Below are 24,924 nucleotides of genomic sequence, written 5' to 3'. Positions count from 1 at the left end.
TGAAATGTGACTTATTGACCCGATGAAAGTTGTCGCTAAGTGAACGTTCACATCATGGAGGGGCCATGATCAGATCAATGGCGGGGAGCCAATATGACACGTGAACACGCAAGAATGTCGGCGCTTTGGCGCGCGGGGATTTCCTCGCTCGCGCTTCTGGCCATGCCAGGGATTGCTGCGGCGCAGAATACGGACGACTCCACGGCGGCCGCTCCCCAGGGCGATATCGTCGTCACCGGCATCCGCGCCAGCCTGCGCGAATCGATGGCCATGAAGCGCGACGCGCAGGGCGTGGTCGACGGCATCACCGCGGAGGACATGGGCAAGTTCCCAGACACCAACCTGGCCGAATCGCTCCAGCGCATCACCGGCGTCTCGATCGACCGCTCGATCGGCGAAGGCTCTACCGTAACGGTCCGCGGCTTCGGGCCCAATTACAATCTGGTGACGCTGAACGGCCGCCAGATGCCGACCTCGACGCTGGACGGCGGCGCGACCGCACCGACCTCGCGCCTGTTCGACTTCGCCAATCTCTCCTCGGACGGCATCGCCGCGGTGGAGGTCTACAAGACGAGCCGCGCCGACATCGAATCCGGCGGTATCGGATCGACGATCAACATCCGCACGCCGCGCCCGCTCGACAAGCCTGGCCTTCACGGCAGCATCGCGGTGTCCGGCATGTATGATTCGTCAAGCAACGCCCACAAGACGCCGATCACGCCCGAGCTTTCCGGCATCCTCAGCAACAGCTTCGCCGACGATCGCATCGGCATTCTGCTGGCCGGCACCTATCAGAAGCGCAAGGCCGGCAACAACGAAGCCTATGTCGGCTGGAAGAATGGCCGCACCGGATCGGACAAGACGGGTGAGCTCGCTCAGCCGGGGGACCCGCGCTATGCAAATATCACCAATCGCCCGACCGGCGACCAGATCTACACCGTGCCGCAGAACGCCGGCATCGGCATCAACGACATCGAACGCGAGCGGATCAACGGCCAGGCGGTGCTGCAGTTCAAGCCGTCGGATACGCTGACCGGCACGATCGACTATACCTATTCGCGCAACCGCGTGACGGTGCGCAGCAACAGCATCGGTGTCTATTTCAACAACAACGACACGGTCAGCAGCTGGAGCGGCGGCGAGGTGGCCAGCCCGCTCTTCTATACCGAGCGCTTCAAGGCGAGCGAAGGCAAGGACGTGTCCTATGTCAGCAATCTGAGCGCCAATCAGAGCGAGAACAACTCGATCGGCGGCAACCTGCAATGGAAGCCGGAGGGCGCCTTCTCGTTCGAGCTCGACGCGCACCATTCGACCGCCAGATCCGCGCCGACCAACAAATATGGCACCAGCACCTCGGTCAGCACCGCCATCTTCGGCGCGGCGAGCCAGACGATCGACTTCAGCCATTATATGCCGGTGCTGTCGATCACCATGCAGCCGGGCATCGACCTTCTCGATGCGTCGCGCATCCAGGCGACGGGCAATTCGTTCCGCAACGGCCTGTTCCGCGACGAGATCAATCAGGCGCAGTTCAAGGGTCGGTACGAGCGCGGCGGCCTGCTCGACAGCGTCGACTTCGGCATCTCCTATGTCGATAACAAGGTCCGTTCCGCTTATGGCTTCCTGCAGAACAACACCTGGGGCGGTGCCGGTCCTGCGTCGGACATGCCCGACAGCCTGTTCTCCATTGCGACGATTCCGGACAAGTATCCGGGTCTCAAGACCGATGGCAGCCTGCTGATCCAGAAGATCTTCACCAAGAATTTCGAGACCTTGGTGGGCAATCTGGAAAGCCTGTACAAGATGTGCTCCAAGCCGCAGAGCGGCACCCCGCTCGGGCCGGACACCTGCTTGGCGCAGTACACGGTCGACCGGCACATCCGCGAGAAGACGCTGGCGCCGTACCTTCAGGCCAATCTGAAGTTCGACGCGTTCGGGCGTCCGGCGCATTTCTATGCCGGGGTTCGCTACGAGAAGACCTGGATCGACAGCTCGGCGTTGGTCCCCGTCGCCACGGGCACCAAATGGGTCGCGGCCAACGAACTGAACGTCGTCTATTCGGGCAAGAGCGACTATACCACGCTCAGCGGTTCCTATCAGAACTGGCTGCCCTCATTCGACTTCGACATCTCGCCGCTCAACACCGTCAAGCTCCGTGCATCCTACGGGCATACCATCGCGCGTGCGGACTATGGCAGTCTGCAGGGCGGCCAGACGATCGACTCGCTGTTCCGTGTCGACGGCGGTTCGGGCAGCCAGGGCAATCCGGGCCTGCTGCCCTACAAGTCCAAGAACCTCGATTTCTCGGCCGAGTGGTACTACCAGCCCGAGAGCTATATTTCGGTCGGCTATTTCCACAAATCGGTGGTGAACTTCATCGGCACGGGCCAGGTGAAGAAGCCGGTGTTCGGTCTTACCAACCCGGCCGACGGCCCGCGTGCCCGCGCGGCGGCGGCGGCGCTGGGCGCGGGGGCGACCTCGAACGATATCCGCCAGTACATCTTCGCCAACTATCCGGGTTCGGTGAAGATTACCGGCGGCACGCCGGGCGCCTATACCGGCGACATTCTCGGCCTGCCGGAAGACAATCCGGTGTTGTTCACCGTCAACACGCCCGTGAACAACGGCCAGACCGCCAACGTCCATGGCTGGGAATTCGCGGTCCAGCACGGCTTCTGGGATACCGGCCTGGGGATGATCCTCAACTACACGATCGTCGACGGCGACGTGCACTACAGGAACAACGTGCCGGCGACCGTCAACCAGTTCGCGCTGGTGGGCCTGAGCGACACGGCCAACGTGATCGGCTATTACGACAAGAACGGCATCCAGGCCCGTGTCGCCTATAACTGGCGCGCCGAATTCCTGGCGGGCGCGGGCGCGAACCCGAGCTACACCGAAGCCTATGGCCAGATCGATGCCAGCGCGAGCTGGGAAGTGCGCCCGCGCACGACCCTGTTCTTCGAAGGCATCAACCTGACCGGCGAGGGCCGCCGCACGCACCAGCGGACGGAGCAGTATGTCGGCGTCGCCGCGCCGGGCTATGCCCGCTACACGGTGGGCCTGCGCTATCGCTTCTGACGACCGGAGCCTTGCGGTTCGCCGACCGCAAGGCCCTTCCGCCCCGCCGCGCGGCGTGCCAACGCAGCCGGCGGGGAATGGGGATTTTTCCAATGACCGATCATCAGCTCGTGACCATCGACGATCATCGCGCGGTCCGCATCGACCGGCGGCGGGGCGTGGCGCTGGGCGATGCCGTCCAGCTCTGCCTCGTCGTGCCCGACGAGTTCCGCCAGGTGCAGAACGCCTATCCGATCCTGTTCCAGCGCACCGCCGCGCGCGACGGCTTCCAGGCGGTGGCGCTGTTCGGCTTCGCGCCGGGCGAGAACCTCTATCTGGAAGGTGAACGCTGGGAGGCGCCGTACCTGCCGCTGGCGATGGCGACGCGGCCCTTCCTGATCGGTCCGCCGCCGCCGGGCGGCGAGGTGCCGCAGCTGCATCTCGACGCGGCCAGCCCCCGCGTTCTGGCGTCCGGCCAGGCCGGCTATGCGGAGGCGTCGCCGTTGTTTGACGGGGAGGGCGCGCCGAGCAGCTATCTCGCCGCCGTGCTGGAGGGGCTTGGCCGCCTCGATCGTGGCTACCGCGCCGCACCCGACTTTTTCGGCGCGCTGGAGCGGCACGATCTGCTGGAGCCGGTGTCGATCCGCTTCGACGATGCCGAGGGCAACGCCCGGCAGGTCGTCGACTTCCACGGCATCCATGAGGAACGGTTCGCGGCGCTGGACGGCGAGGCGCTGGGCGCGCTGCATCGCGACGGGCATCTGCTGCCGATCACGATGGCGCTGGCCTCGCTCGCCAATATCGCGCCGCTGATCGCGCGCCTGCAGCGCCGCGGCGCCGATGCCTGATCCGGGCGACCTGTTCGACGGACTGCACCCCGTGCCCGAGATCGCGGTGGCGGACGAGGAAGCGCTGGACAGCGCGCTTGCCGCCGCGGCGGAACCCTTTGTGGTGCGCGGGCTGGTCGCCGACTGGCCGCTGGTGGCGGCCGGCAGGCGAGGGGCAGCGACGGCGCGCGACTATCTGTCCGGTTTCGCGCGCGATGCCGACTTCACCTATGCAGAAGGCCTGCCCGGCGCCGGCGATCGCCTCTTTTACGATGCCGACATGGCGATGAACCACCGCACCCGCCGCGCCCGGATCGGCACGATCTTCGCAGAGATGGCGGCGGGCGAGCGCCATGCGGACGCGCCGCTGCGCTACATCGCCTCCACCGACGTGCCGCGCTTCTTCCCGGGCATGGTGGAGGCCAACCCGATGCCGCTGGGGCCGCGCGACGGGCTGGCCGCGACCATCTGGATCGGCACCGCTACCCGCGTCGCAGCGCATTGCGATGCGCCCGACAATCTGGTGTGTACCGCTGTCGGCCGCCGCCGCTTCACGCTGTTCCCGCCGGATCAGTTCGCCAACCTCTATCCCGGCCCGCTCGACAATACGCCCGGTGGTCGCGCGATCAGCATGGTGGATTTCCACGCCGCCGATTTCGGGCGCTTCCCGAAATTTCGGGAGGCGCTCCGCCATGCCCGCGCGGTGGTGCTGGCGCCCGGCGACGCGCTGCGCATCCCCAGCCTGTGGTGGCATCATGTCGAGGCCCTCGATGCGTTCAACGTGATGATCAACTATTGGTGGCGCACGCAGCCCGCTTGGCTTGCCGAGCCGAACGATGCCCTGCTGATGGCTCTGTTCGCCATTCGCGACTTGCCCGCGGAAGCGCGGGCGCATTGGCGGAGCGTGTTCGACCATTATGTGTTTTCGCCGGATGGTACGGTCACGGGGCATCTTCCGGAGGGCGGGCGCGGCATTCTGGATCCGCTGACACCGGAAACGGCCGGGCAATTGCGGAGCTATCTGTTGCGGCAGCTGAGCCGCTGAGGGAAGAAGAGTGCAGGAGGGGAACAGCCATGTCTCGTAGGCGCCAGTCCGTGACCATTCGCCATGTCGCGGCCGATGCCGGCGTCTCGCTGCAGACGGTCAGCCGGGTGATCAACAAGGAACCGGGCGTGCGTCCGGAGATGCTGCACCGCGTGCAGGCCTCGATCACCAAGCTTGGCTATGTGCCGTCTCTCGCCGCGCAGCGGATGAGCGGCTCGCGCTCCTATCTGATCCTGGCGCTTAATGATCGCGAGCGGACCATTGCCGACTGGCGCGCGCGGGAGGGTCGCGACTGGGTCGATCAGATGCTGCTCGGCGGCATGCTGGCCTGTGCCGCACACGGCTATCGCATGATCGTCGAGCTGGTCGACACGCGCAGCGATCAGCTGGAACGCGAGATCGGCGCCGCCATCGCCGCGCTCCAGCCCGATGGTGCGATCCTCACCCCGCCGCATTCGCAGAACCCGATAATCCTGCGGCTGCTCGCCGAAAAAGGGATCGAGATCGCTCGCATCGGCTCGGTCGCCGAGGGGCCAGGGCACATGCTGGTGCAGGACGATCGCGGCAGCGCCCGGCTCGCCACCGAGCACCTGCTGGCGCTGGGCCATCGCCGCATCGGCTTCATCGCCGGGCCTGACGAATATGAGCTGAGCGCATGGCGCGTCGAAGGCTGGCGGACGGCGATGGCGGCGGCGGGGCTGTCTTCGGACGAGCTGCTGGAGACGGGTGACTTCTCCTACGATGTGGGGCTGATCGCGGCGCGTACGCTGCTGGACCGGGCCGAGGTGACCGCCGTGATCGCCGCCAACGACCAGACCGCCCTGGCGACGATGGCTGCGGTGCGGGGGCGGGGGCTGAGCGTGCCGGAGGACGTGTCGCTGGTCAGCTTCGACGACACCCCGATCGTTCGCTTCGCAAGCCCGGCGCTGACCGCGGTGTCGCAGCCGATCGCGGACATCACCGCCAAGGCGGTGGAGCGGATCATCGACGCCTGCGCCGGCCGCGCGCCGGTTTCCGCCGAGCCGGTGGTGCTGCCCTCGACACTGATCGTCCGCGAATCGACCCGCCGCCCGCCGGCGCGGTGACGGCTCAGTTACGCAGCCGCTCGATTGCCTGGGCGAGCGCGACGTAGAGCTTGCCCGCATCGGAAGAGAGCAGTGTCACCGCCAGCGGATTGCCTTCGCGCAGGCTCAGCACCTGGCGGAGCATCGTCTCGAAATCATGGACATAGCGATGGACGTTCTCGCGGAAGGTCTCGTCATGATCGTAGAGCCGGTGAATCTCGCGCGCTTCGTGCGGCGCGAGAAGGCGAACGGCGCGGCGGGTGAACACACCGCGATCCCCCTTGAGATACGCGCCCCAGGCGCCGTCGGTCACTTCGCTCGAGAAGGTTTTGGCGATGTCGATCGAAGTTGAGTGCAGCGCGTCGATCAGCAGCCCCATGCGGTGGGCAAAGCCGTCGCTGTCGGCGCGTTCCTGCGCGTCCTGCGCCTCGGCGATGCGGGCCTCGGCGAGCTGGTTGGCCTCCTCCAGCACCGTCATCTGGGCGCGGAGGTGCTCGGCGGCGCGGGCAGCGGCACCGATCGCAGCGTCGGCGGCCTTGGTGAGCGTGTCGACCTGCTGGCGGACCGACAGCTCTACGGCACGCTCGATCACCTGGTCGGTTGCGTCCTGCAGTACGCGGTTCACGGCCGGCACGATGCCGTCCATCGCCTCGCGGGCATGATCGGCGGCCTTGTTGGCGCTGTCGCGCACCCGCAGCAGGGTTTCGATCAGTTCGGGCGCCGCATCGCGGGTGAAGCTGTTGGCATGCGCGATCGCGCTGTCCACTGCCCGGCCGAGCGTCTCGGCCTGGTCCGCGGCGGTTGCCAGCGTCTCGGCCAGCGCGGCGCGGCTGCGCTCGAGCGCCGCCTGCTGCCGGGATATCGACACGGCGATGCCTTCCACGGCGTCATGGGTGGATTCGGCGGCGGTGACGAGGCCGAGCAGCTCGGGCTTCGAGGCGGCGATGCGCTTGCGGGTGGCATCGATACGGTCGTCGAGCCGGCCCAGCGCTGCGGGCATCGTCTCGTCGATCTCGCGCGTGGCGGCGTCCAGCGCGGTCAGCAGTTCTTCGGAGGTGGCAATCACGCCTCGCGCGGTGGATTCACCGGTACGCATCGACTGAGTCATGCCGTCCATCGACTGATGCAGACCGTGGATCGCCGCCGCCAGCGCCTCGGTGCGGCGGGTGCCGGCGGCGTGGAGCACTTCCAGCTCCGAATCGAAGGTTGCGGCGCCTTCCGACAGCCGGGCGAACAGCGCGTCGCTGCGCCGCTGCTCCTCGCTGAGCCGCGCCGAGATGCGGATGATCGCATCCTCGATCAGCGCCATGCGCTGCGCCATCGCGGCGCTGCTGTCCTCGCCGGCGCGTTCAAGCGCGGCCTGGTTGGTGCTCAGCATCGCAAGGATCGCCTCGCCCTGGGCGGCGATGCCCTGGCGCGACTGGTCGACCGCGGCAGCGGCGCGATCGAGGACCGCGTCGACCTGGGCGGACATTTGGTCGGTCACCTGTTCGAGCCGACTGCTCGCCGCCTCGCTGGTCGCCTCCATGCGGGCGATGTGCGCCGCGAGGCGCTCGGCGGCGCCGCCGGCGATGCGATCGGCCTCCCGGCCGCGTTCGGCGAGTACGGTCAGCTGGATGTCGAGCGCGGCGGCGGTCTGGCTCGCCTGTAGCCCGGCAGCATCGACGCGATCAGCGAGCCCGCGCATTTCCTCGTGCGCTCTGGGCAGCGAGGCAAGGATCACGGATACGCTGTGCTCGGCGGCGCTGGTCATGGCGCTCAGTTGCTGGGTGCTGGCGGCAATCGTGTCGGCCTGGCGCTGCGCGCTTTCGGCGGCGTGGGCGAGGCGTTCGGCGGCGGCATCGCTCAGCACCGACAGGCCGGTCTCCTGCTCGGCAAGGGCGTTGCGCTGGGCGAGAAGGCGATCGGTGAGCGCGGCGGTGCGCGCCTCGAGATGCTCGGCCGCCTCGCGCATCGCCCGCGCGGTATCGGCGTGGCGGCGCGCCTCGGCGGTGCTGGTGCGCATTGCGATCAGGTACAGCAGCGCCACGACCGCTGCCGGCACACAGAGCGACGCGAGCAGCTGGACGCGCTGAAAGTTGCTCAGCGGCTCGTCCCACGCGGGCAGCGCGAGGCTCGCCATGCCATAGGTCGTACCGACCCCGGCCGCGACGGCGAGCAAGGTGAAGATCCAACCGAAGCGCGGTGCGTCGATCGGGTCTTGCGGCGCGGCCGGCGCGACCTCGTCGACCACCAGACTTTCCGCGAGCGCGGGCGGCTCGGCGTGCAGGGTGTCGAACGATACGGCGGATTCAGCGGTGGAGCCCCCAGTCATCGGGCCACTCTATCAGCTTTGCCGCGCGGACCAAGACCGGGTTGTCAACCAACGGTTAACGATCGCGCCGCTAGGGTGCGGCCATGGCCTATGATCCCGGTGCAATCGATACGAGCCTTGCCGCCGCGGTGGGCGACGATCCCGCGTTGATCGCGGAGCTTCGCGACGCGTTCCTCGAAAGCGTCAACCGTTCGGTCGACATGATGAAGACCTCCAAGGGTGCCGAGCAATGGGCAGGGGCCGCGCTGCGGCTGCAAAGTCTGGCGGGCAGCTTCGGCGCGACCAGTCTGATGGGCCTCGCCGAAGAGGCCGTGCGGCGCAGCGCTCAGGACGGCGCGCTGCTGCGGCGCATCGACAAGGCGGTGGAGAAGCTCTGAGCCGGGGCCGAGGGGACCAGATGCGTGCCCGCGCGGAAGTCCCGCCGCGGGGAATAATGCCGCCCGGCTGCTCGCCGCGAATGCCCTTCGCTCGTAGGTTTCAGGCTAGCGGAGCTCGGCACCCAGGAGCATGGTAGCTTCCGAGACACGGGAGAATGCCAGGTGATCACGCTAGCGTTCCTGTTGGGGCAACCCGTCTCCAGTATCACGCTTGCGCAGGTCGAAAAATTGTCGCCGACCGCGGCTGGTGACGCTGTATTGCGCGACCGCAAACATGGCCCGATCGAAACATTCGAGGTTCCCACTGGCGGCAAGGGCGCACCGGGCGTCGTCGACGGGCAGTTGGTGGAGCGGCCGGTGTTGCAGGGGCGAGGCTGTGTTCGAACGCGCTGGAACGTGCGGTTTCGGGCGGTACCGGGAGCTGACATAGGAACCGCGAAGGTGGAGCGCATAGATGGTGCGCAGGAGATTGCATCAGCCCGCGGTAATGAGTGCGCGACCACGGGATATGCGCACCTGAATCCTGGAGTCAGCGTGGAGCAGGGTTGGGAGGCGCTTGCTCAGCTCGCAGCATTCATCGCTGGCGTAGGCGATGCGAAGCTACGTTGTTCGGACACGACGTCTTCCGGCCTGTGCAGGGACGGCAATACCGTCAAGTCCGGCCTGCGCGCGTTATCCCCGTGGGCCATAACCCGCAAAGCCGACGACACGGTGCTCTGGATGGGGGTGCCGGGCGGCATCGTCACCGAGGTGCGCTTCAGCGCTGCCCCACCGCTGCGCGTCGATATCAAGCGCAAAGTGCCTGCTCCGTTCTGAGCATGGGACGGTTTGCGGAGATTGTGTCTCCGGCGACGGGGCGCAAGCGACACTCGAAGTCGACCGGTAGGGCTTCAATCCGCTGCCGCCGACTCCGGCTCGAACACGTCCTTTTCCCAGTTCCGCACATAGGCGGAGCCGGTAGGCGAATCGATCAGGTGGACCCAACTGTCGTCGATGTTGAGCACCCGGCCGAGCGCGACGCACTCGATCGCGCGGGCGCCGATCGCTTCGTCTTCCAGCCCGCGATAATCGCCACGGATGCGCCAGCCGCTATCCGGCGCGTCGCCGACGCTCGGGGGCAGCGGCAGCTCGCGATAGAGATAATGGACTGCCGCACCCTGTTCGAGCACGCAGCTGTCGACCAGGCAGCGCGCATCATAATGGCGTCGCGCCGGAGCCGAGGGCGGACGGACCGGGCGATCCTCGCCCCAGCGAAGGTCGATCACGTCGCCGCGACGGAATGATATCTCGCGGCCGGGGCGGAGCTGGGGCATGTCGAGGGGCACATTGTCGAGTCGGCCCCAGAGCTTCTCGCCCTCGGCGCGGGTTATCTCCACCCACATTCGCTCGGCGGCATAGTCGCGCGAGGGCGGGGTCGACTGGAAGATCAGCTTGGCGAGGTCGCCGGCACGCAGCGCAAGCACCTCATTCTCGCTGGGCAGGAAAAAGGTATAGGGCGCGGCCTCGGCCATCGGCCGGGGATCGGCGATCGTGTAGCTACCGAACAGGCGCCGGTGCCAACGGTGGAGCATGTCGCGGATCGTACTCATCGCTTCCTACTCAACTCGCGCATCGCCGCATCGATCCCTGCAATCGTGAGAGGATACATGCGATCGCGCATCAGCTCGCGGATCATCGACACCGAGTGCGAATAGCCCCATTGCGCCTCGGGCAGCACGTTGACCCAGACGGTGGCGGGCCAGGTGTCGACTACGCGCTGCAGCCAGGTGGCGCCGGGCTCGTCGTTCATGTGCTCGACCGAGCCGCCGGGCTGCGTGATCTCATAGGGGCTCATCGACGCGTCGCCGACGAAGATCACCTTATAGTCCGGGCCATATTTGTGGAGGAGGTCGGCGGTGCGGGTGCGCTCGGTGAAGCGCCTGCGATTGTCCTTCCACACGCCTTCGTAGAGGCAGTTGTGGAAGTAGAAGAATTCCAGGTTCTTGAACTCGCTGGTCGCTGCCGAGAACAGCTCCTCGCAGAGCTTGACGAAGGGGTCCATCGATCCGCCGACGTCAAGGAAGAGCAGGAGCTTCACCGCATTGTGCCGCTCGGGCCGCATCTTGACGTCCAGCCAGCCTTGCCTTGCGGTGCCGGCGATGGTGCCGTCGATGTCGAGCTCCTCGGCAGCGCCCTCGCGGGCGAAGCGGCGGAGGCGGCGGAGTGCCACCTTGATGTTGCGGGTGCCCAGCTCGCGAGTGGAATCGAGGTTGCGATAGTCGCGCGCCTCCCACACCTTCACCGCGCGCTGGTGCTTGCCCTCGCCGCCGATCCGCACGCCTTCGGGGTTGTAGCCGCCATTGCCGAAGGGCGAGGTGCCGCCGGTGCCGATCCATTTGCTGCCGCCCTGGTGACGCTCATGCTGCTCGTTCAGCCGCTGCTGGAGCGTCTCCATCAGCTTCTCCCAGGATCCGAGCGCCTCGATCTGCGCCTTTTCCTCGTCGGTCAGGTACTTGTCGGCGATCGCGCGGAGCCATTCCTCGGGGACCTCGGCGGGGGCGACGCCAGTGTTGCTCGCGATCCCCCGAAACACCTTGGCGAAGACCTGGTCGAACCGGTCGAGCAGCCCCTCGTCCTTTACATAGGTGGCGCGGGCGAGGAAATAGAAGGCCTCGGGGGTCGGCTCGATCACCTGCGCGTCGAGCGCTTCGAGCAGCAGCAGATGTTCCTTGAGGCTGGCAGGGATGCCCGCGGCGCGCAGCTCGTCGAGAAAGGCGAGGAACATGGCGCTAGACTAGGCCTGCGGGACGGGGTGCGTCCATTACGTTGACCGCCGGAGGGGAGGCGCCCGGCGCATCGTCAGCGCTGCCGCCGCGCCATGAAGGCGAGGCGCTCGAACAGCATCACGTCCTGCTCGTTCTTGAGCAGCGCGCCGTGGAGCGGCGGGATCGCCTTGCTGGGATCGCGCGACTGGAGCACCTCGAGCGGCATCTCCTCGTGGAGCAGCAGCTTGAGCCAGTCGAGCAGCTCGCTGGTCGAGGGTTTCTTCTTGAGGCCGGGCACCTCGCGAATCTCGTAGAACAGGTCCATCGCGCGGCTGACCAGCAGCTTCTGGATGCCGGGGAAATGGACGTCGACGATCGCCTGCATCGTGTCGCGATCGGGGAACTTGATATAGTGGAAGAAGCACCGGCGCAGGAAGGCGTCGGGCAGCTCCTTCTCGTTGTTCGAGGTGATCACGACGATCGGGCGCTCGGCGGCGCGGACCGTCTCCCCGGTCTCGTAGACATGGAATTCCATGCGATCGAGTTCCTGGAGCAGGTCGTTCGGGAACTCGATATCGGCCTTGTCGATCTCGTCGATCAGCAGCACGGGGAGGGTGGGGCTGGTAAACGCCTCCCACAATTTGCCCTTGCGGATATAGTTGGCGATGTCGTGCACGCGGGGATCGCCGAGCTGGCCGTCGCGCAGCCGCGCCACCGCGTCATATTCGTAGAGGCCCTGCTGCGCCTTGGTGGTCGACTTGACGTTCCACTCGATCAACGGCGCGTTCACCGCCTTGGCGATCTCGGTGGCGAGCACCGTCTTGCCGGTGCCGGGCTCGCCCTTGACGAGCAGCGGGCGGCGCAGCGTGACGGCGGCGTTGACCGCGACCTTCAGGTCCGCGGTGGCGACATAGCTCTGGGTACCTTCGAAGCGCATGGGCAGAAGGTGGGCCGAACGGTGGCGGGATGCAACCCATCCCGAGGGGCAGTGCTCGTCCTCACCTTGAAGCCGTCATTCCCGCGAAGGCGGGAATCCATTTGCCAGGACGCTGGGGGAACGAACCGCGAAACCAGGGCCAATGGATTCCCGCCTTCGCGGGGATGACGATGGTTGTGTGGCGGGGATTACCCCCGGCTGCGGGCGCCGGCGCGGGCTTCCAGCAGGTCCCACAGCCCGCGATGCTGGGCAAACACCTGTTGCGCGCCGAACAGCATCGCGCGCTCGTGCGTGGCTTCACGGGACAAGGCATCGACCACGCTCACCGTCTCTTCCGGGATCGGCAGCCGTGCCGGCTTGGGATCGACGCCGAAGCTCGTAGCGGCGCGGTCAAGCACCGCACGGATCGCGACCCATTCGAGCGCCAGCGCAATCGCGGCGCCGGTCGCGCAGCCCGCGCGATCCGACTGGGCGAGCATGTCGAGCGCGTGGCGTTGCGCGGCGGCGGCTGCCTCGCTCTCGGCATGGCCGGGCGTGCTGGGCAGCGGCCCCGCTGCGGCGACGAGGCGAACGAGATAGGCTCGCTCGGCGACGAAGGCGTCGGCCGCGGCTTCCAGCCACTCGCATTCGATCGGATGGCGCCCATGGCCGGCGGCATAGTCAATCAGTCCGGGATGGCGGCCATGGAGGCGGGCGATGTGATGGACCGCGTCCGCGAGGTCGCGGCGGGGGAGGGCGGCGGCGCGTAACGCGCGGAGGTGCGGGTGCCGGGCGCTGCCGTCGGTCTCCGCCATCGCGCCCATCGGGCCCCAAGCGCCCGACAAATGCTCCATCGGTGCGGTATCCACGAGCATGACCTTCCCCATCTGGACAATACCGCCCGCCATCGGCCGGTCCGAATGGGATCGCATAGCGACCATACCGAAGCGCATAGAAAGATGGTTACGCCGAAATTAATCTTGAAAGACAGGATTTGCGCTCCCCACACGCTTCTGTCCCAAAAGAAAACGGCCCCGACGGTGAAGCCGGGGCCGTTGTACATTCAGTTCGAAAGCGCGCTTACTGGTCGAGGAAGCTGCGCATCTTGCGGCTGCGGCTCGGGTGCTTGAGCTTGCGCAAGGCCTTGGCCTCGATCTGGCGGATACGCTCGCGCGTCACCGAGAATTGCTGGCCGACTTCTTCCAGCGTGTGATCGGTGTTCATGCCGATGCCGAAGCGCATGCGCAGCACGCGCTCCTCGCGCGGGGTGAGGCTGGCGAGCACCCGGGTGACCGTTTCCTTGAGGTTCGCCTGGATCGCCGCGTCGACCGGGATGATCGCGTTCTTGTCCTCGATGAAGTCGCCCAGATGGCTGTCTTCCTCGTCGCCGATCGGCGTTTCGAGGGAGATCGGCTCCTTCGCGATCTTCATCACCTTGCGCACCTTCTCGAGCGGCATGCTCAGGCGCTCCGCCATTTCCTCGGGCGTCGGCTCGCGGCCCTGCTCGTGGAGGAACTGGCGGCTGGTGCGGACCAGCTTGTTGATCGTCTCGATCATGTGCACCGGGATGCGGATGGTGCGCGCCTGATCGGCGATGCTGCGGGTGATCGCCTGGCGGATCCACCAGGTCGCATAGGTGCTGAACTTGTAGCCGCGGCGATATTCGAACTTATCCACCGCCTTCATCAGGCCGATATTGCCCTCCTGGATGAGATCCAGGAACTGCAGGCCGCGATTGGTGTACTTCTTGGCGATCGAGATCACGAGGCGGAGATTGGCCTCGACCATCTCCTTCTTCGCGATGCGCGCCTCGCGCTCGCCCTTCTGCACCATGTTGACGATGCGGCGGAACTCGGTGAGCGTCATGCCCGTCTGCTGGGCGATCTCGCTCATCTCGGTGCGGATGCGATCGACCGAACCGGACTCGTTCTCGACGAACGCCTTCCACTTCTTGTCGAGACCCACAACCGTCGGCAGCCAGTTCTCGTCGAGCTCGTGATCGACATAGCGATCGAGGAAGTCCTTGCGGCTGACCTTGTGGCGCTCGGCGAGACGCAGCATCTGGCCGCCCAGCGCCGTCAGGCGCCGGTTGAAGCTGTAGAGCTGGTCGACGAGATACTCGATCTTGGCCTGGTGGAACTGGACGCTCTCGACCTCGGCGGTCAGCTCCTCGCGGAGCTTGTTGTACTTCTTCTCTTCCGCCGCCGGGAAGTCCTCGCCGGCCGACATGGTGTCGAGCCGCTGCTGCTGGACCTTGCCGAACTTCTTGTAGATCGCGGTGATGTTGGCGAACTTCTCGAGCGCCTGCGGCTTGAGCTGCTCTTCCATCTGGGCGAGCGAGAGGGTGTTGTCTTCCTCCTCGTCGTCCGAGGGGCGGCGGGCGCGGCGCTCGGTCAGCTCGTCATCCTCGTCGGACGCGACCTCTTCCGGCTCTTCCTCTTCCTTGAAGCTCGGGCCGGTGCTCGATTCGCTGATCTCGCCATTGTCGTCCTCGGCGCCCTCGACCTGCTCGGCCGACGGACCCTTGGACAGCATCGCGTCGAGATCGAGGATCTCGCGCAGCTGCATCGTGCCTTCGTTGAGCGCGGTCGACCAGCCGATGATCGCGTTGAACGTGATCGGCGACTCGCAGAGCCCGAGGATCATCGTGTCGCGGCCGGCCTCGATGCGCTTGGCGATCGCGATTTCGCCTTCGCGGCTGAGCAGCTCCACGGCGCCCATCTCGCGCAGGTACATGCGCACCGGATCGTCGGTGCGATCGACGGTTTCCTCCTTCTTCGCGACTTCGAAGGCAGGCGCGGAATCGTCGCCGCCTTCTGTGGCCTCGGTATCGTCGGCCGAGTCGTCCTCAGCCTCGGCGTCCTCGCCCGCGTCCTCATTCTCGACGACGTTGATGCCCATGTCGTTGAGCGCGGCCATCACGTCCTCGATCTGCTCCGAGGACATCTGGTCCTGCGGCAGCATCTCGTTGAGCTGGTCGACGGTGATGTAGCCGCGCTTTTTCGCACGCGCGACCAGCTTCTTGATCGAACCCTCGTTGAGGTCGATCAGCGGCGCGTCACCTGCTTCGATCGTGTCGTCACCGCCGCCGCTGCCATTCGCCTTCGCCATCAAAATCCTCGAAACTTAGATGGCGGCAATTTTACACCGCCTCTATTCCTCAAAAACGTCGTCTTCCGCAAGCATCAGATTGGCAAGCCGATCCTGAAGCTCCTGCCGTTGCCGGGAAAGCGCCACCTGGCGGGCGAACGCTTCCTCGGTGCCGTCGCGCATCAGCGCAGCAGTCGCCTCGGCGAGCGCCACGTCGACGGCGGGCTGCGCCGCCATCACCGCGATCGCCTCGCCCAGATCCTCGCGCGCCTTCATCACGTCGGCCGCGGGCCGCGTGAAGGAGAAGGGGAGCGTGTCTGCGCGGAGCAACTCGCTTGCCACTGAATCGAAACCGGACGACGCCAATATGGTGAGGAAATCCGCGCTATCAAGCTGACGCGAGGCCGGATTGGTCAGCGCCACCTCGACAACGGCTTCAAATAGCCGCCCGAGCGCGCCCGATGCACTACGCAGACTCCCGAGGATCTCCATGTGGCGGGCGATCTCGACCGGATGGCGGATCAGCCCGGCGAGTACCGCGCGCGCCAATATGGGATCGAGCCCGCTCGCCTGCACACCCTTGATCAGATGCGAGGGCGGGGGCTCGGGCGGTTGCCATACGCCGCGAGCGTTGCGGGTGCCGCGCTGCTGCTGGCGGGCAGGGGCGGGGGCGCGCTGATCGCGGTTGAACGTGCGTGGGCCACGGCCAAACTGCTGATCCGCGCGTGAGCGAAATTCAGCCAGATATTCGTGCTTTACGTTCGAGTCCTGAATCTGCTCGACAAGTTCGCTCAACCGCCGCTTGAGGCCAGCACGCTGCTCCGGCGTATCGAGCGGGCCGGCCGCCACTTCGCTTGCCCAGAGGCGATCGACCAGCGGCTCGGGCCTGGCGAGCAGCGCTTCGAAGGCGGCCGGGCCCTGCGCGCGGACCAGATCGTCGGGATCCATGCCCTGGGGCAGGGTGACGAAGGCGAGGCTGCGGCCGGGGGCGAGCATCGGCAGCGCACGGTGGGCGGCGCGGAGGGCGGCTTTCTGCCCGGCGCTGTCGCCGTCGAAGCAGAGCAGGGGGACTTCGGACAACCGCCACAGCCGTTCGAGCTGGTGCTCGGTGAGCGCGGTGCCGAGCGGGGCGACCACCTCGCCGAACCCGGCCTGGGCAAGCGCGATCACGTCCATATAGCCCTCGACCGCGATCACCCGGTCCGCCTTGCGCGCGGCCGCCTGGGCGCGATCGAGATTGTAGAGTGTACGGCCCTTGTCGAACAGCGGGGTCTCGGGGGAGTTGAGATATTTGGGCTCGCCCTCGCCGATGATGCGGCCGCCGAACGCGATCGTCCGGCCGCGGACGTCGCGGATCGGGATCATCAGCCGGCCGCGGAAGCGGTCGTACGGGTCCTTGCCTTCGACGGCGATCAGCATGCCGGATTCGACCAGCATCGGATCGCCATAGGATTTCAGCGCCTCCTTGAGCTTGCCGCGCGAATCGGGGGCGAAGCCGAGGCCGAAGCTGCGCGCGGTCCCGGGCGTGATGCCGCGGCGCTGGAGCACGGCGCGGGCTTCCGCGCCCTCTCTCCCGTTCAATCGCTCGGTGAACCACGCGGCGGCCTCGCCCATCAGATCGTGCAGGCCCTTGGCGCGCTCGGCCTTGTCGGCGGCGCGGCGATCCTGCTCGGGCATGTCGAGCCCGGCGGCCTGTGCCAGTTCCTTCACCGCATCGATGAAGGGCAGGCCGCGCTGGTCGGTCATCCAGCGGATCGCATCGCCATGCGCGCCGCAGCCGAAGCAATGGTAGAAGCCCTTGTCGTCGTTGACGTAGAAGCTGGGGGTCTTCTCGTTGTGGAACGGACAGCAGGCGCGGAATTCCTTGCCGGCGCGCTGCAGCTTTACCGACTTGGCGATGAGGGTGGAGAGCGTGGTGCGGGCGCGGAGCTCGTCGAGGAAGGCGGGGGTGAGGGACATGGCGCTACTCGCTCCCCCTCCCGCTTGCGGGAGGGGGCTGGGGGGTGGGCCCCCGCTCCACGCTAGGCGAAGCGGCGGAAAGGATCGCCTGCAACACGCCCTCCATATTCGACGTCAACTCATTGTTCCAAAAGCGAAGGACGCGGTAGCCCTCCGCCTCGATCCGCCGCGTGCGCTCGGCATCGGCGGCGGTCATCTCGGCATGCTGGCTACCGTCCAGTTCCACGACCAGCTTGGCCTTGCGGCACGCGAAGTCCGCGAAGTGGCCTGCGATGGGCATCTGCCGGCTGAACTTCAGCCCGCCGAGCTGCGAATTCCGCAGCTTCGACCACAGCAGCTCTTCCGCGGCCGTAGGGTCGTTCCGCAGTTCGCGTGCCCGCTGCGTCGGCCTGTCCAGCCGGAAACGGGGGCCCACCCCCCGGCCCCCTCCCGCTTGCGGGAGGGGGAGCGCAGAGCGGTCCCTGTCGTCCATCTCAGCTAAGCGCCGCCTTCACCAGCGCGCTGGCCTTGCTCATGTCGAGCTGCGCAGCGTGGCGCGCCTTCAGTTCCGCCATTACCCGGCCCATGTCCTTCATGCCGGCCGCGCCCAGCTCGGCCTTGATCGCCTCGATCGCCGCGGTCGTCTCCGCCTCGCTCATCTGCGTCGGCAGGAAGCGCTCGATCACCACCACTTCAGCCGCCTCGGCGTCGGCGAGTTCCTGGCGGTTGCCCTTCTCGTACATCTCGATCGATTCGCGGCGCTGCTTGACCATCTTCTGCAGCACCTCGACCACCAGCACGTCGTCGTCCTCGGGTACCTTGCCGGTGCGGGCCTCGATGTCGCGGTTCTTGATCGCGCTCTGGATCAGGCGGATCGTGGCGGTCGACGCCTTGTCGCCGCCCTTCATGGCGGTCACCAGCGCAGCCTTGATGTCGTCGCGAATCATTCGTGGTCTCTCGATCTTGTCCGGGAAAGCGCGGAGACATAGCCGAATGCCACAAAACTTAACAGATTGACGCACCCGCCCATGGGGTCTAGCGGGCGGCCCTTAGCAACATCGCAAACCCAAAGCAGGAGTGCCCGCCCCAAATGGCCGACGCCAAACCCTTGTCCATGCCCGTTGGAGCCACGGGCGTTCTGGTTCTGGCGAGCGGCGAGATATTGTGGGGTCGAGGATTCGGTGCCGAAGGCGATGCCGTCGGCGAGGTGTGCTTCCACACCGCGATGACCGGCTATCAGGAGATCATGACCGACCCGAGCTTCGCCGGTCAGATCATCAACTTCACCTTCCCGCACATCGGCAATGTCGGCGCCAACCCCGACGACATCGAGGCCGACGATCCCCATGCGCTGGGCATGATCGTCCGCGAGGACGTGACCGAGCCGTCGAACTTCCGCAGCACCGAGCATCTCGATGCCTGGATGGCGAAGCACAGCCGCATCGGCCTGTCGGGTATCGACACCCGCGCGCTCACCCGCCGGATCCGGCTGGGCGGCGCGCCGAACGGCGTGATTGCGCACTCGAAGTCCGGCAATTTCGACCTCGACGCGCTGCTCGAGAAGGCACGCGGCTGGCCGGGGCTGGAGGGCATGGACCTCGCGATCACTGTTTCGTGCGAGACGCATTTCGGCTGGGAAGGCGGCGTGTGGAAGCTGGGGGCGGGGTATGAGAACACCTCTCCCCTCCCGCTTGCGGGAGGGGCCGGGGGTGGGCGCCCGGCCACCTCGACGGACACCGCTGGTGGAGAGGGTGGGCCCACCCCCAACCCCCTCCCGCAGGCGGGAGGGGGCTCCCGGAAGCGTCCCCATGTCGTCGCGATCGACTATGGCTCGAAGCGCAACATCTTCCGCAACCTGGTCCAGGCCGGCGCGGACGTGACCGTGCTGCCCGCCACCGCCACCTTCGAGCAGGTGATGGCGTTCAACCCGGACGGCTTCTTCCTGTCGAACGGCCCGGGCGATCCCGCCGCGACCGGCGAATATGCCGTGCCGGTGATCCGCCAGCTGCTCGAGACCGGCAAGCCGCTGTTCGGCATCTGCCTCGGCCACCAGCTGCTCGGCCTCGCGGTGGGTGCTGAGACCACCAAGATGTTCCAGGGCCATCGCGGCGCCAACCATCCGGTCAAGCGGCTGGAAGACGGCGCGGTCGAGATCACCAGCATGAACCACGGGTTCGCCGTCGAGCGCGAGACGCTTCCGGCCAATGCCCGCGAGACGCATGTGTCGCTGTTCGACGGCTCCAACGCCGGCATCGAGCTCACCGATCGTCCGGCATTCAGCGTGCAATACCACCCCGAGGCCAGCCCGGGCCCGCAGGACAGCCTCTATCTGTTCGAGCGGTTCGTGGGGATGATGCGGTGACGTTAGCACCCCGCGAGAAATCGCTCCTTCTTGCATTGCAAAAGGGTCGGCATTTCAGGGGTAATCCGGGCAAGCCCAGCGCATTGCTCAATCTGAGTTCACAAGAGGCAAACCCGGTTGGCCGCCGGCTCATCGCGATGGGGTACGCGGCAAAAGTGATGGATAAGGATGCGCCCGGCGCACTCCTGTTGCGCATCACCGACAAAGGCATCTCGGAAGCAGATAAACTCGTTGAGGCTTCACGCAAGCCGACGATCTGGGAACGGATCAAAGCCATCCCGATCGGCAAAGGCGTCTGGGAAGTCGTAAAACTTGGACTGGCAGCGCTCGCGGGCGCGATTGCCAAAAGCTATTTTGGATAACTAACATGCCCAAGCGCACCGACATCTCCTCCATCCTCGTCATCGGCGCGGGGCCGATCGTCATCGGTCAGGCGTGCGAGTTCGATTATTCGGGCACGCAGGCGATCAAGGCCCTGAAGGAAGAGGGCTATCGCATCGTCCTGGTCAATTCGAACCCGGCGACGATCATGACCGATCCCGAGCTGGCCGACGCGACCTATATCGAGCCGATCACGCCCGCGGTCGTCGCCAAGATGATCGAGAAGGAGCGGCCCGACGCCGTCCTGCCGACGATGGGCGGCCAGACCGCGCTCAACACCGCGCTGGCGCTGTTCCGCGACGGCACGCTGGAGAAGTTCGGCGTGACGATGATCGGCGCCGATGCCGATGCGATCGACAAGGCCGAGGACCGGCTGAAGTTCAAGGACGCGATGACCAAGATCGGGCTGGAAAGCGCCCGCTCGGCGATCGCGCATACCGAGGCCGAGGCGCTGACCGCGCTCGACTATGTCGGGCTGCCGGCGATCATCCGCCCCAGCTTCACCATGGGCGGCTCGGGCGGCGGCATCGCCTATAATCGCGAGGAATTCATCGCGATCGTGCGCTCGGGCCTCGACCTGTCGCCGACCACCGAGGTGCTGATCGAGGAATCGCTGCTCGGCTGGAAGGAATATGAGATGGAGGTCGTCCGGGATCGGAACGACAATGCCATCATCGTCTGCTCGATCGAGAATATCGATCCGATGGGCACGCACACCGGCGATTCGATCACCGTCGCGCCGGCGTTGACGCTGACCGACAAGGAATACCAGATCATGCGCAACGCATCGATCGCGTGTCTCCGGGAGATCGGTGTCGAGACCGGCGGCTCGAACGTGCAGTTCGCGGTCAATCCGAAGGACGGCCGCCTGATCGTGATCGAGATGAACCCGCGCGTCAGCCGCTCCTCGGCGCTGGCGTCCAAGGCTACCGGCTTCCCGATCGCCAAGGTCGCGGCCAAGCTGGCGGTGGGCTACACGCTCGACGAGATCGACAACGACATCACCGGCGCCACGCCGGCGAGCTTCGAGCCGACGATCGATTACGTCGTCACCAAGATCCCGCGCTTCGCCTTCGAGAAGTTCAAGGGCGCCGAGGCGGTGCTGGGCACGGCGATGAAGTCGGTCGGCGAAGTGATGGCGATCGGCCGCTCGATCCACGAATCGCTGCAAAAGGCGCTGCGCGGGCTGGAAACCGGCCTCAGCGGCTTCAACGATGTCGACCGGCTGGTCGGCGCGCCGCGCGACGTGATCGAGGCGGCGCTGACCGTCCGCTCGCCCGACCGGCTGCTGATCGCGGCGCAGGCGATGCGCGAGGGTTTCAGCCTGAAGGACGTCCAGCGCTTCACCAGCTACGACCCCTGGTTCCTCGAGCGGATCGCCGAGATCCTCGACGCCGAGAAGGATGTCGCCACCAACGGCCTGCCGCAGGACGCGGCCGGCATGCGCCGCCTCAAGGCGATGGGCTTCAGCGATAAGCGGCTGGCCTATCTGGCGCTCAAGTCGGTCAACCTCCGCGCGGGCAGCGAAGTCATGGCGCGCAGCTCCGGCCTGATCGGCGAGGTGGCCAATGCCATCTCCGGCGGCGTGACCGAGGCCGAGGTGCGCAAGCTGCGCCACCGGCTGGGCGTGCGCCCGGTGTTCAAGCGGATCGACACCTGCGCGGCCGAGTTCGAGGCCAAGACGCCGTACATGTACTCGACCTATGAGGCGCCGAGCTTCGGCGAGCCCGAGAACGAGGCCGAGCCGAGCTCCGCCCGCAAGGTCGTCATCCTCGGCGGCGGTCCGAACCGGATCGGGCAGGGGATCGAGTTCGACTATTGCTGCTGCCACGCCTGCTTCGCGCTGGCGGACGCGGGCTATGAGACGATCATGGTCAACTGCAATCCGGAGACGGTGAGCACCGACTATGACACCTCGGACCGGCTCTATTTCGAGCCGCTGACCGCCGAGGACGTGCTCGAGATCCTCGAGGTCGAGAAGTCGAAGGGCGAACTGGTCGGCGTGATCGTCCAGTTCGGCGGCCAGACCCCGCTCAACCTCGCCAAGGCGCTGGAGGATGCGGGCATCCCGATCCTCGGCACCAGCCCGGACGCGATCGACTTGGCCGAGGACCGCGAGCGCTTCGCCGACCTCGTCGCCAAGCTGGGGCTCAAGCAGCCGGCCAACGGCATCGCGCGCAGCCGCGACGAGGCGGTGCGGGTGGCCGAGCGGATCGGCTATCCGGTGCTGATGCGGCCGAGCTATGTGCTGGGCGGCCGGGCGATGGAGATCGTCGACAGCCTCCAGCAGCTCGACGACTATATCCAGACCGCGGTGCAGGTCTCGGGCGACTCGCCGGTGCTGATCGACCAGTATCTGCGCGACGCGATCGAGGTGGACGTGGACGCGATCGCCGACGGCACCGATGTGGTGGTGGCGGGCGTGCTCCAGCATATCGAGGAAGCCGGCGTCCATTCGGGCGACAGCGCCTGCTCGATCCCGCCCTACAGCCTGCCGGGCGAGATCATCGCCGAGATCGAGCGCCAGACCGTGGCCTTGGCGCGCGCGCTCAAGGTCAAGGGGCTGATGAACATCCAGTTCGCGGTCAAGGACGGCGAGGTGTACCTGATCGAGGTCAACCCGCGCGCGAGCCGCACGGTGCCGTTCGTCGCCAAGGCGATCGGGGCGCCGATCGCCAAGATCGCCAGCCGCGTGATGGCGGGCGAGAAGCTGGCGAACCTGCCCAAGATCGACCGCGACATCGATTATATCGCGGTGAAGGAAGCGGTGTTCCCCTGGGCGCGCTTCCCCGGCGTCGATCCGGTGCTCTCGCCCGAGATGAAGTCGACCGGCGAAGTGATGGGCATCGACAAGGACTTTGCGACGGCGTTCGCCAAGTCGCAGCTCGGCGCGGGCACGGTGCTGCCCGACGGCGGCACGGTGTTCGTCAGCGTCAAGCAGGGCGACAAGGCGGTGGTGCTGCCCGGCGTGAAGATCCTCGCCGATCTCGGCTTCAAGATCATCGCGACCAGCGGCACGGCCGAGTTCCTAGCCTCGCACGGCATTGCCGTGGAGGAAGTGAACAAGGTGGCGCAGGGCCGCCCGCACATCGTCGACCGCATCCAGGACGGCGACGTCGCGCTGATCTTCAACACCACCGAAGGGTGGCAGTCGCTCAAGGACTCGATGAGCATCCGCGCCTCGGCGCTGGCGCAGAAGGTCCCCTATTTCACCACGGCGCCCGCCAGCGTGGCGGCGGCGCGGGCAATCGCGGCGATGCGGAGCAACCCGATCGAGGTGCAGCCGATCCAGGCGTATTTCGCTTCGCGGGGGTGAGGCACCTCTCTTAAGCCCCTCCTCCTGGGAGGAGGGGTTGGGGGTGGAGGGATTCCAGAACGTTGGTCGGTCTCTATGAGACACAGCCCCACCCCAACCCAGCGCCAGGTCGGTCCGCCTCCCAGGCGGACCTGAACCGCGCGGGGCGCGGTTCACCTGGCGCTCCTGAAGGGGAGGGGCTTAGTAGGCTAAATCTTGCGTTTTCCGCCCCCCGCCTTGATGTTTTTCGTGCCGCGACTTACTATTCGCGTTCGCACAATGGATTTCCCCAGCCGATGGAAGTGTGCGGACGTCGTTTCAGGGCGACGGTCGGTACCGGGGGTGTTTTGAAGGACAAGGGCGTTATGGCGACCGTCGAGAAGATGCCGATGCTGGCGGAAGGCTATCAGAAGCTCAGCGAGGAGCTGAAGCGGCTGAAGGCCGAGCGGCCGTTGATCGTGGATGCGATCGAGGAAGCCCGCGCCCATGGCGACCTCTCCGAAAACGCCGAATATCATGCCGCCAAGGAGCGCCAGGGCCAGGTGGAGGCGACCATCGCCGACATCGAGGACAAGCTGAGCCGCGCCCAGATCATCGATCCCAAGGAGCTTTCGGGCGACAAGGTCGTGTTCGGCGCGACCGTGACCCTGCTCGACGAGGACGACAAGCCGGTGAAGTACCAGATCGTCGGCCAGACCGAGGCGGATGCCAGCAAGGGCCGCATCTCGTACAATTCGCCGATCGGCCGCGCGCTGATCGGCCGCCGGGTCGACGAAGAGGTCGAGGTATCGGTGCCGGCGGGTGACCGCTATTATCTGGTCTCCAAGGTCGAGTTCATCTGAGGCAGACGATGCGGAAGCTCAGTGCCACGACGGTGATCGTCGCCGTCACGGTGGCGGTGAGCCTGATCGCCACCCTTGTTCCCAACGCGGTGCAGGTCCAGGTTGCGGCGGGCTTTATCCCGGCGCGGCTTTCGGGCGGGCTGATCCTGTCGGGGCTGGTGGTACCGGCATGGCTGACGCCGCTCAGCTCGGCGCTGATCCATGCCGGGCTGTTCCATCTCGGCATGAACATGATCATGCTCGGCTTCACCGGCAAAGAGACCGAGCGGGCGATCGGCGCCAAGGGGCTGGTGACGCTGTATCTGATCGGCGCCTATGCCGCCTGTGCCGCGCAATGGGCGGCGGGGCCGATGTCGACCGCGCCGATGATCGGCGCGAGCGGGGCGAGCTCGGCGGTGGTCGGCGCCTATTCGCTGCTCTACGGCCGCCAGCGGGCGAAGGCGATCGGGCCGATTCCGGCGCAGGTCGTGCATGTTGCGTGGCTGGCAGCGGCGTGGGTGGGCGTGAACCTGCTGACGGGCTTCGCCTTCCGCCAGGGCGGCGTGTCGGTCGCCATCTGGGCGCATATCGGTGGTTTCCTGATGGGGCTGGCGCTCGCCCGGCCGATGCTGCTCTGGCGCTGGCGCCACGCGTGAGGGCGCGGGACTTTAGCCACATCCACTAACGTCA

20 protein-coding genes are annotated in these 24,924 nt (G+C 66.5%); 11 read left to right on the top strand and 9 right to left on the bottom strand.

The genetic code is table 11. The annotated features are described in order from the left end of the window. Positions 1-93 precede the first annotated feature (93 nt). The 4 genes from S2M10_RS06605 (at position 94) to S2M10_RS06590 (ending at position 6,017) form a co-directional block, all read left to right on the top strand. A complete protein-coding gene (locus tag S2M10_RS06605; RefSeq protein WP_168845399.1) occupies positions 94-3,081 on the top strand; it encodes a TonB-dependent receptor in 2,988 nt (995 codons plus the stop codon). A 92-nt stretch (positions 3,082-3,173) separates the two neighbouring features. Next, positions 3,174-3,908: a SapC family protein gene (locus S2M10_RS06600; protein ID WP_168845398.1), complete on the top strand. Its 735-nt coding sequence runs from the start codon at positions 3,174-3,176 to the stop codon at positions 3,906-3,908. After that, positions 3,901-4,932 (top strand): cupin-like domain-containing protein, encoded by a 1,032-nt coding sequence (locus S2M10_RS06595; RefSeq protein ID WP_168845397.1) that lies wholly within the window; start codon positions 3,901-3,903, stop codon positions 4,930-4,932. Before S2M10_RS06600 ends, S2M10_RS06595 begins: the two co-directional genes overlap by 8 nt. A gap of 29 nt (positions 4,933-4,961) precedes the next feature. Next, the gene (locus S2M10_RS06590; protein WP_168845396.1) at positions 4,962-6,017 is read left to right on the top strand and encodes a LacI family DNA-binding transcriptional regulator; all 1,056 of its coding nucleotides are present in this window, start codon (positions 4,962-4,964) and stop codon (positions 6,015-6,017) included. Between the two features lie 4 nt (positions 6,018-6,021). On the opposite strand, the gene S2M10_RS06585 is transcribed toward S2M10_RS06590, so the two are convergent. Then, a complete protein-coding gene (locus S2M10_RS06585) occupies positions 6,022-8,310 on the bottom strand; it encodes a hypothetical protein (protein WP_168845395.1) in 2,289 nt (762 codons plus the stop codon). A gap of 83 nt (positions 8,311-8,393) precedes the next feature. Between S2M10_RS06585 and S2M10_RS06580 the strand changes: the two genes are divergently transcribed. Beyond that, a complete protein-coding gene (locus S2M10_RS06580; protein ID WP_093292741.1) occupies positions 8,394-8,687 on the top strand; it encodes an Hpt domain-containing protein in 294 nt (97 codons plus the stop codon). Between the two features lie 162 nt (positions 8,688-8,849). Beyond that, a complete protein-coding gene (locus tag S2M10_RS06575) occupies positions 8,850-9,503 on the top strand; it encodes a hypothetical protein (protein WP_168845394.1) in 654 nt (217 codons plus the stop codon). A 74-nt stretch (positions 9,504-9,577) separates the two neighbouring features. Here S2M10_RS06575 and S2M10_RS06570 read toward each other — a convergent pair whose 3' ends face one another. The 8 genes from S2M10_RS06570 to S2M10_RS06535 all read right to left on the bottom strand — a co-directional run bounded on the left by S2M10_RS06570 (position 9,578) and on the right by S2M10_RS06535 (position 18,322). After that, on the bottom strand, positions 9,578-10,276 hold the full coding sequence (locus S2M10_RS06570; protein WP_168845393.1) for a DUF2185 domain-containing protein: 699 nt from the start codon (positions 10,274-10,276) through the stop codon (positions 9,578-9,580). Continuing rightward, complete coding sequence (locus tag S2M10_RS06565) at positions 10,273-11,451, bottom strand: VWA domain-containing protein (protein ID WP_168845392.1); 1,179 nt, start codon at positions 11,449-11,451, stop codon at positions 10,273-10,275. Before S2M10_RS06565 ends, S2M10_RS06570 begins: the two co-directional genes overlap by 4 nt. Positions 11,452-11,525: 74 nt before the next feature. Next, positions 11,526-12,368 carry a MoxR family ATPase gene (locus S2M10_RS06560; RefSeq protein ID WP_168845391.1) on the bottom strand — a complete coding sequence of 281 codons (843 nt, stop codon included), beginning with the start codon at positions 12,366-12,368 and terminating at the stop codon, positions 11,526-11,528. Between the two features lie 188 nt (positions 12,369-12,556). After that, entirely contained in the window at positions 12,557-13,222 is a 666-nt protein-coding gene (locus S2M10_RS06555; protein ID WP_168845390.1) for a hypothetical protein, read from the bottom strand. Positions 13,223-13,427: 205 nt separating this feature from the next. Continuing rightward, complete coding sequence (rpoD, locus tag S2M10_RS06550; RefSeq protein ID WP_168845389.1) at positions 13,428-15,458, bottom strand: RNA polymerase sigma factor RpoD; 2,031 nt, start codon at positions 15,456-15,458, stop codon at positions 13,428-13,430. Positions 15,459-15,500: 42 nt separating this feature from the next. Beyond that, positions 15,501-17,396 (bottom strand): DNA primase, encoded by a 1,896-nt coding sequence (dnaG, locus tag S2M10_RS06545; protein ID WP_168845388.1) that lies wholly within the window; start codon positions 17,394-17,396, stop codon positions 15,501-15,503. A gap of 4 nt (positions 17,397-17,400) precedes the next feature. Then, the gene (locus tag S2M10_RS06540; protein WP_348770542.1) at positions 17,401-17,811 is read right to left on the bottom strand and encodes an endonuclease domain-containing protein; all 411 of its coding nucleotides are present in this window, start codon (positions 17,809-17,811) and stop codon (positions 17,401-17,403) included. 58 nt (positions 17,812-17,869) lie between these two features. Beyond that, the gene (locus S2M10_RS06535; RefSeq protein ID WP_168845386.1) at positions 17,870-18,322 is read right to left on the bottom strand and encodes a GatB/YqeY domain-containing protein; all 453 of its coding nucleotides are present in this window, start codon (positions 18,320-18,322) and stop codon (positions 17,870-17,872) included. Positions 18,323-18,465: 143 nt separating this feature from the next. On the opposite strand from S2M10_RS06535, the gene carA reads away from it, so the two are divergent. The 5 genes from carA (at position 18,466) to S2M10_RS06510 (ending at position 24,890) form a co-directional block, all read left to right on the top strand. Beyond that, positions 18,466-19,737 carry a glutamine-hydrolyzing carbamoyl-phosphate synthase small subunit gene (gene carA, locus S2M10_RS06530; RefSeq protein ID WP_168845385.1) on the top strand — a complete coding sequence of 424 codons (1,272 nt, stop codon included), beginning with the start codon at positions 18,466-18,468 and terminating at the stop codon, positions 19,735-19,737. After that, a complete protein-coding gene (locus S2M10_RS06525; RefSeq protein WP_168845384.1) occupies positions 19,734-20,099 on the top strand; it encodes a hypothetical protein in 366 nt (121 codons plus the stop codon). The genes carA and S2M10_RS06525 overlap by 4 nt, the downstream gene beginning before the upstream one ends. A gap of 5 nt (positions 20,100-20,104) precedes the next feature. Continuing rightward, entirely contained in the window at positions 20,105-23,434 is a 3,330-nt protein-coding gene (carB, locus tag S2M10_RS06520; protein WP_168845383.1) for a carbamoyl-phosphate synthase large subunit, read from the top strand. A 344-nt stretch (positions 23,435-23,778) separates the two neighbouring features. Continuing rightward, on the top strand, positions 23,779-24,255 hold the full coding sequence (gene greA, locus S2M10_RS06515; protein ID WP_168845382.1) for a transcription elongation factor GreA: 477 nt from the start codon (positions 23,779-23,781) through the stop codon (positions 24,253-24,255). Between the two features lie 8 nt (positions 24,256-24,263). Next, positions 24,264-24,890, top strand: a complete 627-nt coding sequence (locus S2M10_RS06510; protein ID WP_168845381.1) for a rhomboid family intramembrane serine protease — start codon at positions 24,264-24,266, stop codon at positions 24,888-24,890. The last annotated feature ends 34 nt before the right edge of the window (positions 24,891-24,924 follow it).

Source organism: Sphingomonas sp. S2M10 (assembly GCF_012650175.1).
Lineage (GTDB): Bacteria > Pseudomonadota > Alphaproteobacteria > Sphingomonadales > Sphingomonadaceae > Sphingomonas.
The sequence above is the reverse complement of the archived record's forward strand: the minus strand, read 5'-3'. Positions and strand labels throughout refer to the sequence as shown.

What these genes read in the sequence shown, in the direction of transcription:
- S2M10_RS06600 (WP_168845398.1), top strand. Translation starts at nt 3,174, where the DNA reads ATGACCGATCATCAGCTCGTGACCATCGACGATCATCGCGCGGTCCGC.
- dnaG (WP_168845388.1), bottom strand. Translation starts at nt 17,396, where the DNA reads ATGTCCCTCACCCCCGCCTTCCTCGACGAGCTCCGCGCCCGCACCACG.
- rpoD (WP_168845389.1), bottom strand. Translation starts at nt 15,458, where the DNA reads ATGGCGAAGGCGAATGGCAGCGGCGGCGGTGACGACACGATCGAAGCA.
- S2M10_RS06510 (WP_168845381.1), top strand. Translation starts at nt 24,264, where the DNA reads ATGCGGAAGCTCAGTGCCACGACGGTGATCGTCGCCGTCACGGTGGCG.
- S2M10_RS06590 (WP_168845396.1), top strand. Translation starts at nt 4,962, where the DNA reads ATGTCTCGTAGGCGCCAGTCCGTGACCATTCGCCATGTCGCGGCCGAT.
- S2M10_RS06535 (WP_168845386.1), bottom strand. Translation starts at nt 18,322, where the DNA reads ATGATTCGCGACGACATCAAGGCTGCGCTGGTGACCGCCATGAAGGGC.
- S2M10_RS06580 (WP_093292741.1), top strand. Translation starts at nt 8,394, where the DNA reads ATGGCCTATGATCCCGGTGCAATCGATACGAGCCTTGCCGCCGCGGTG.
- S2M10_RS06555 (WP_168845390.1), bottom strand. Translation starts at nt 13,222, where the DNA reads ATGCTCGTGGATACCGCACCGATGGAGCATTTGTCGGGCGCTTGGGGC.
- greA (WP_168845382.1), top strand. Translation starts at nt 23,779, where the DNA reads ATGGCGACCGTCGAGAAGATGCCGATGCTGGCGGAAGGCTATCAGAAG.
- S2M10_RS06565 (WP_168845392.1), bottom strand. Translation starts at nt 11,451, where the DNA reads ATGTTCCTCGCCTTTCTCGACGAGCTGCGCGCCGCGGGCATCCCTGCC.
- S2M10_RS06605 (WP_168845399.1), top strand. Translation starts at nt 94, where the DNA reads ATGACACGTGAACACGCAAGAATGTCGGCGCTTTGGCGCGCGGGGATT.
- S2M10_RS06595 (WP_168845397.1), top strand. Translation starts at nt 3,901, where the DNA reads ATGCCTGATCCGGGCGACCTGTTCGACGGACTGCACCCCGTGCCCGAG.
- S2M10_RS06570 (WP_168845393.1), bottom strand. Translation starts at nt 10,276, where the DNA reads ATGAGTACGATCCGCGACATGCTCCACCGTTGGCACCGGCGCCTGTTC.
- carB (WP_168845383.1), top strand. Translation starts at nt 20,105, where the DNA reads ATGCCCAAGCGCACCGACATCTCCTCCATCCTCGTCATCGGCGCGGGG.
- S2M10_RS06560 (WP_168845391.1), bottom strand. Translation starts at nt 12,368, where the DNA reads ATGCGCTTCGAAGGTACCCAGAGCTATGTCGCCACCGCGGACCTGAAG.
- carA (WP_168845385.1), top strand. Translation starts at nt 18,466, where the DNA reads ATGGCCGACGCCAAACCCTTGTCCATGCCCGTTGGAGCCACGGGCGTT.
- S2M10_RS06585 (WP_168845395.1), bottom strand. Translation starts at nt 8,310, where the DNA reads ATGACTGGGGGCTCCACCGCTGAATCCGCCGTATCGTTCGACACCCTG.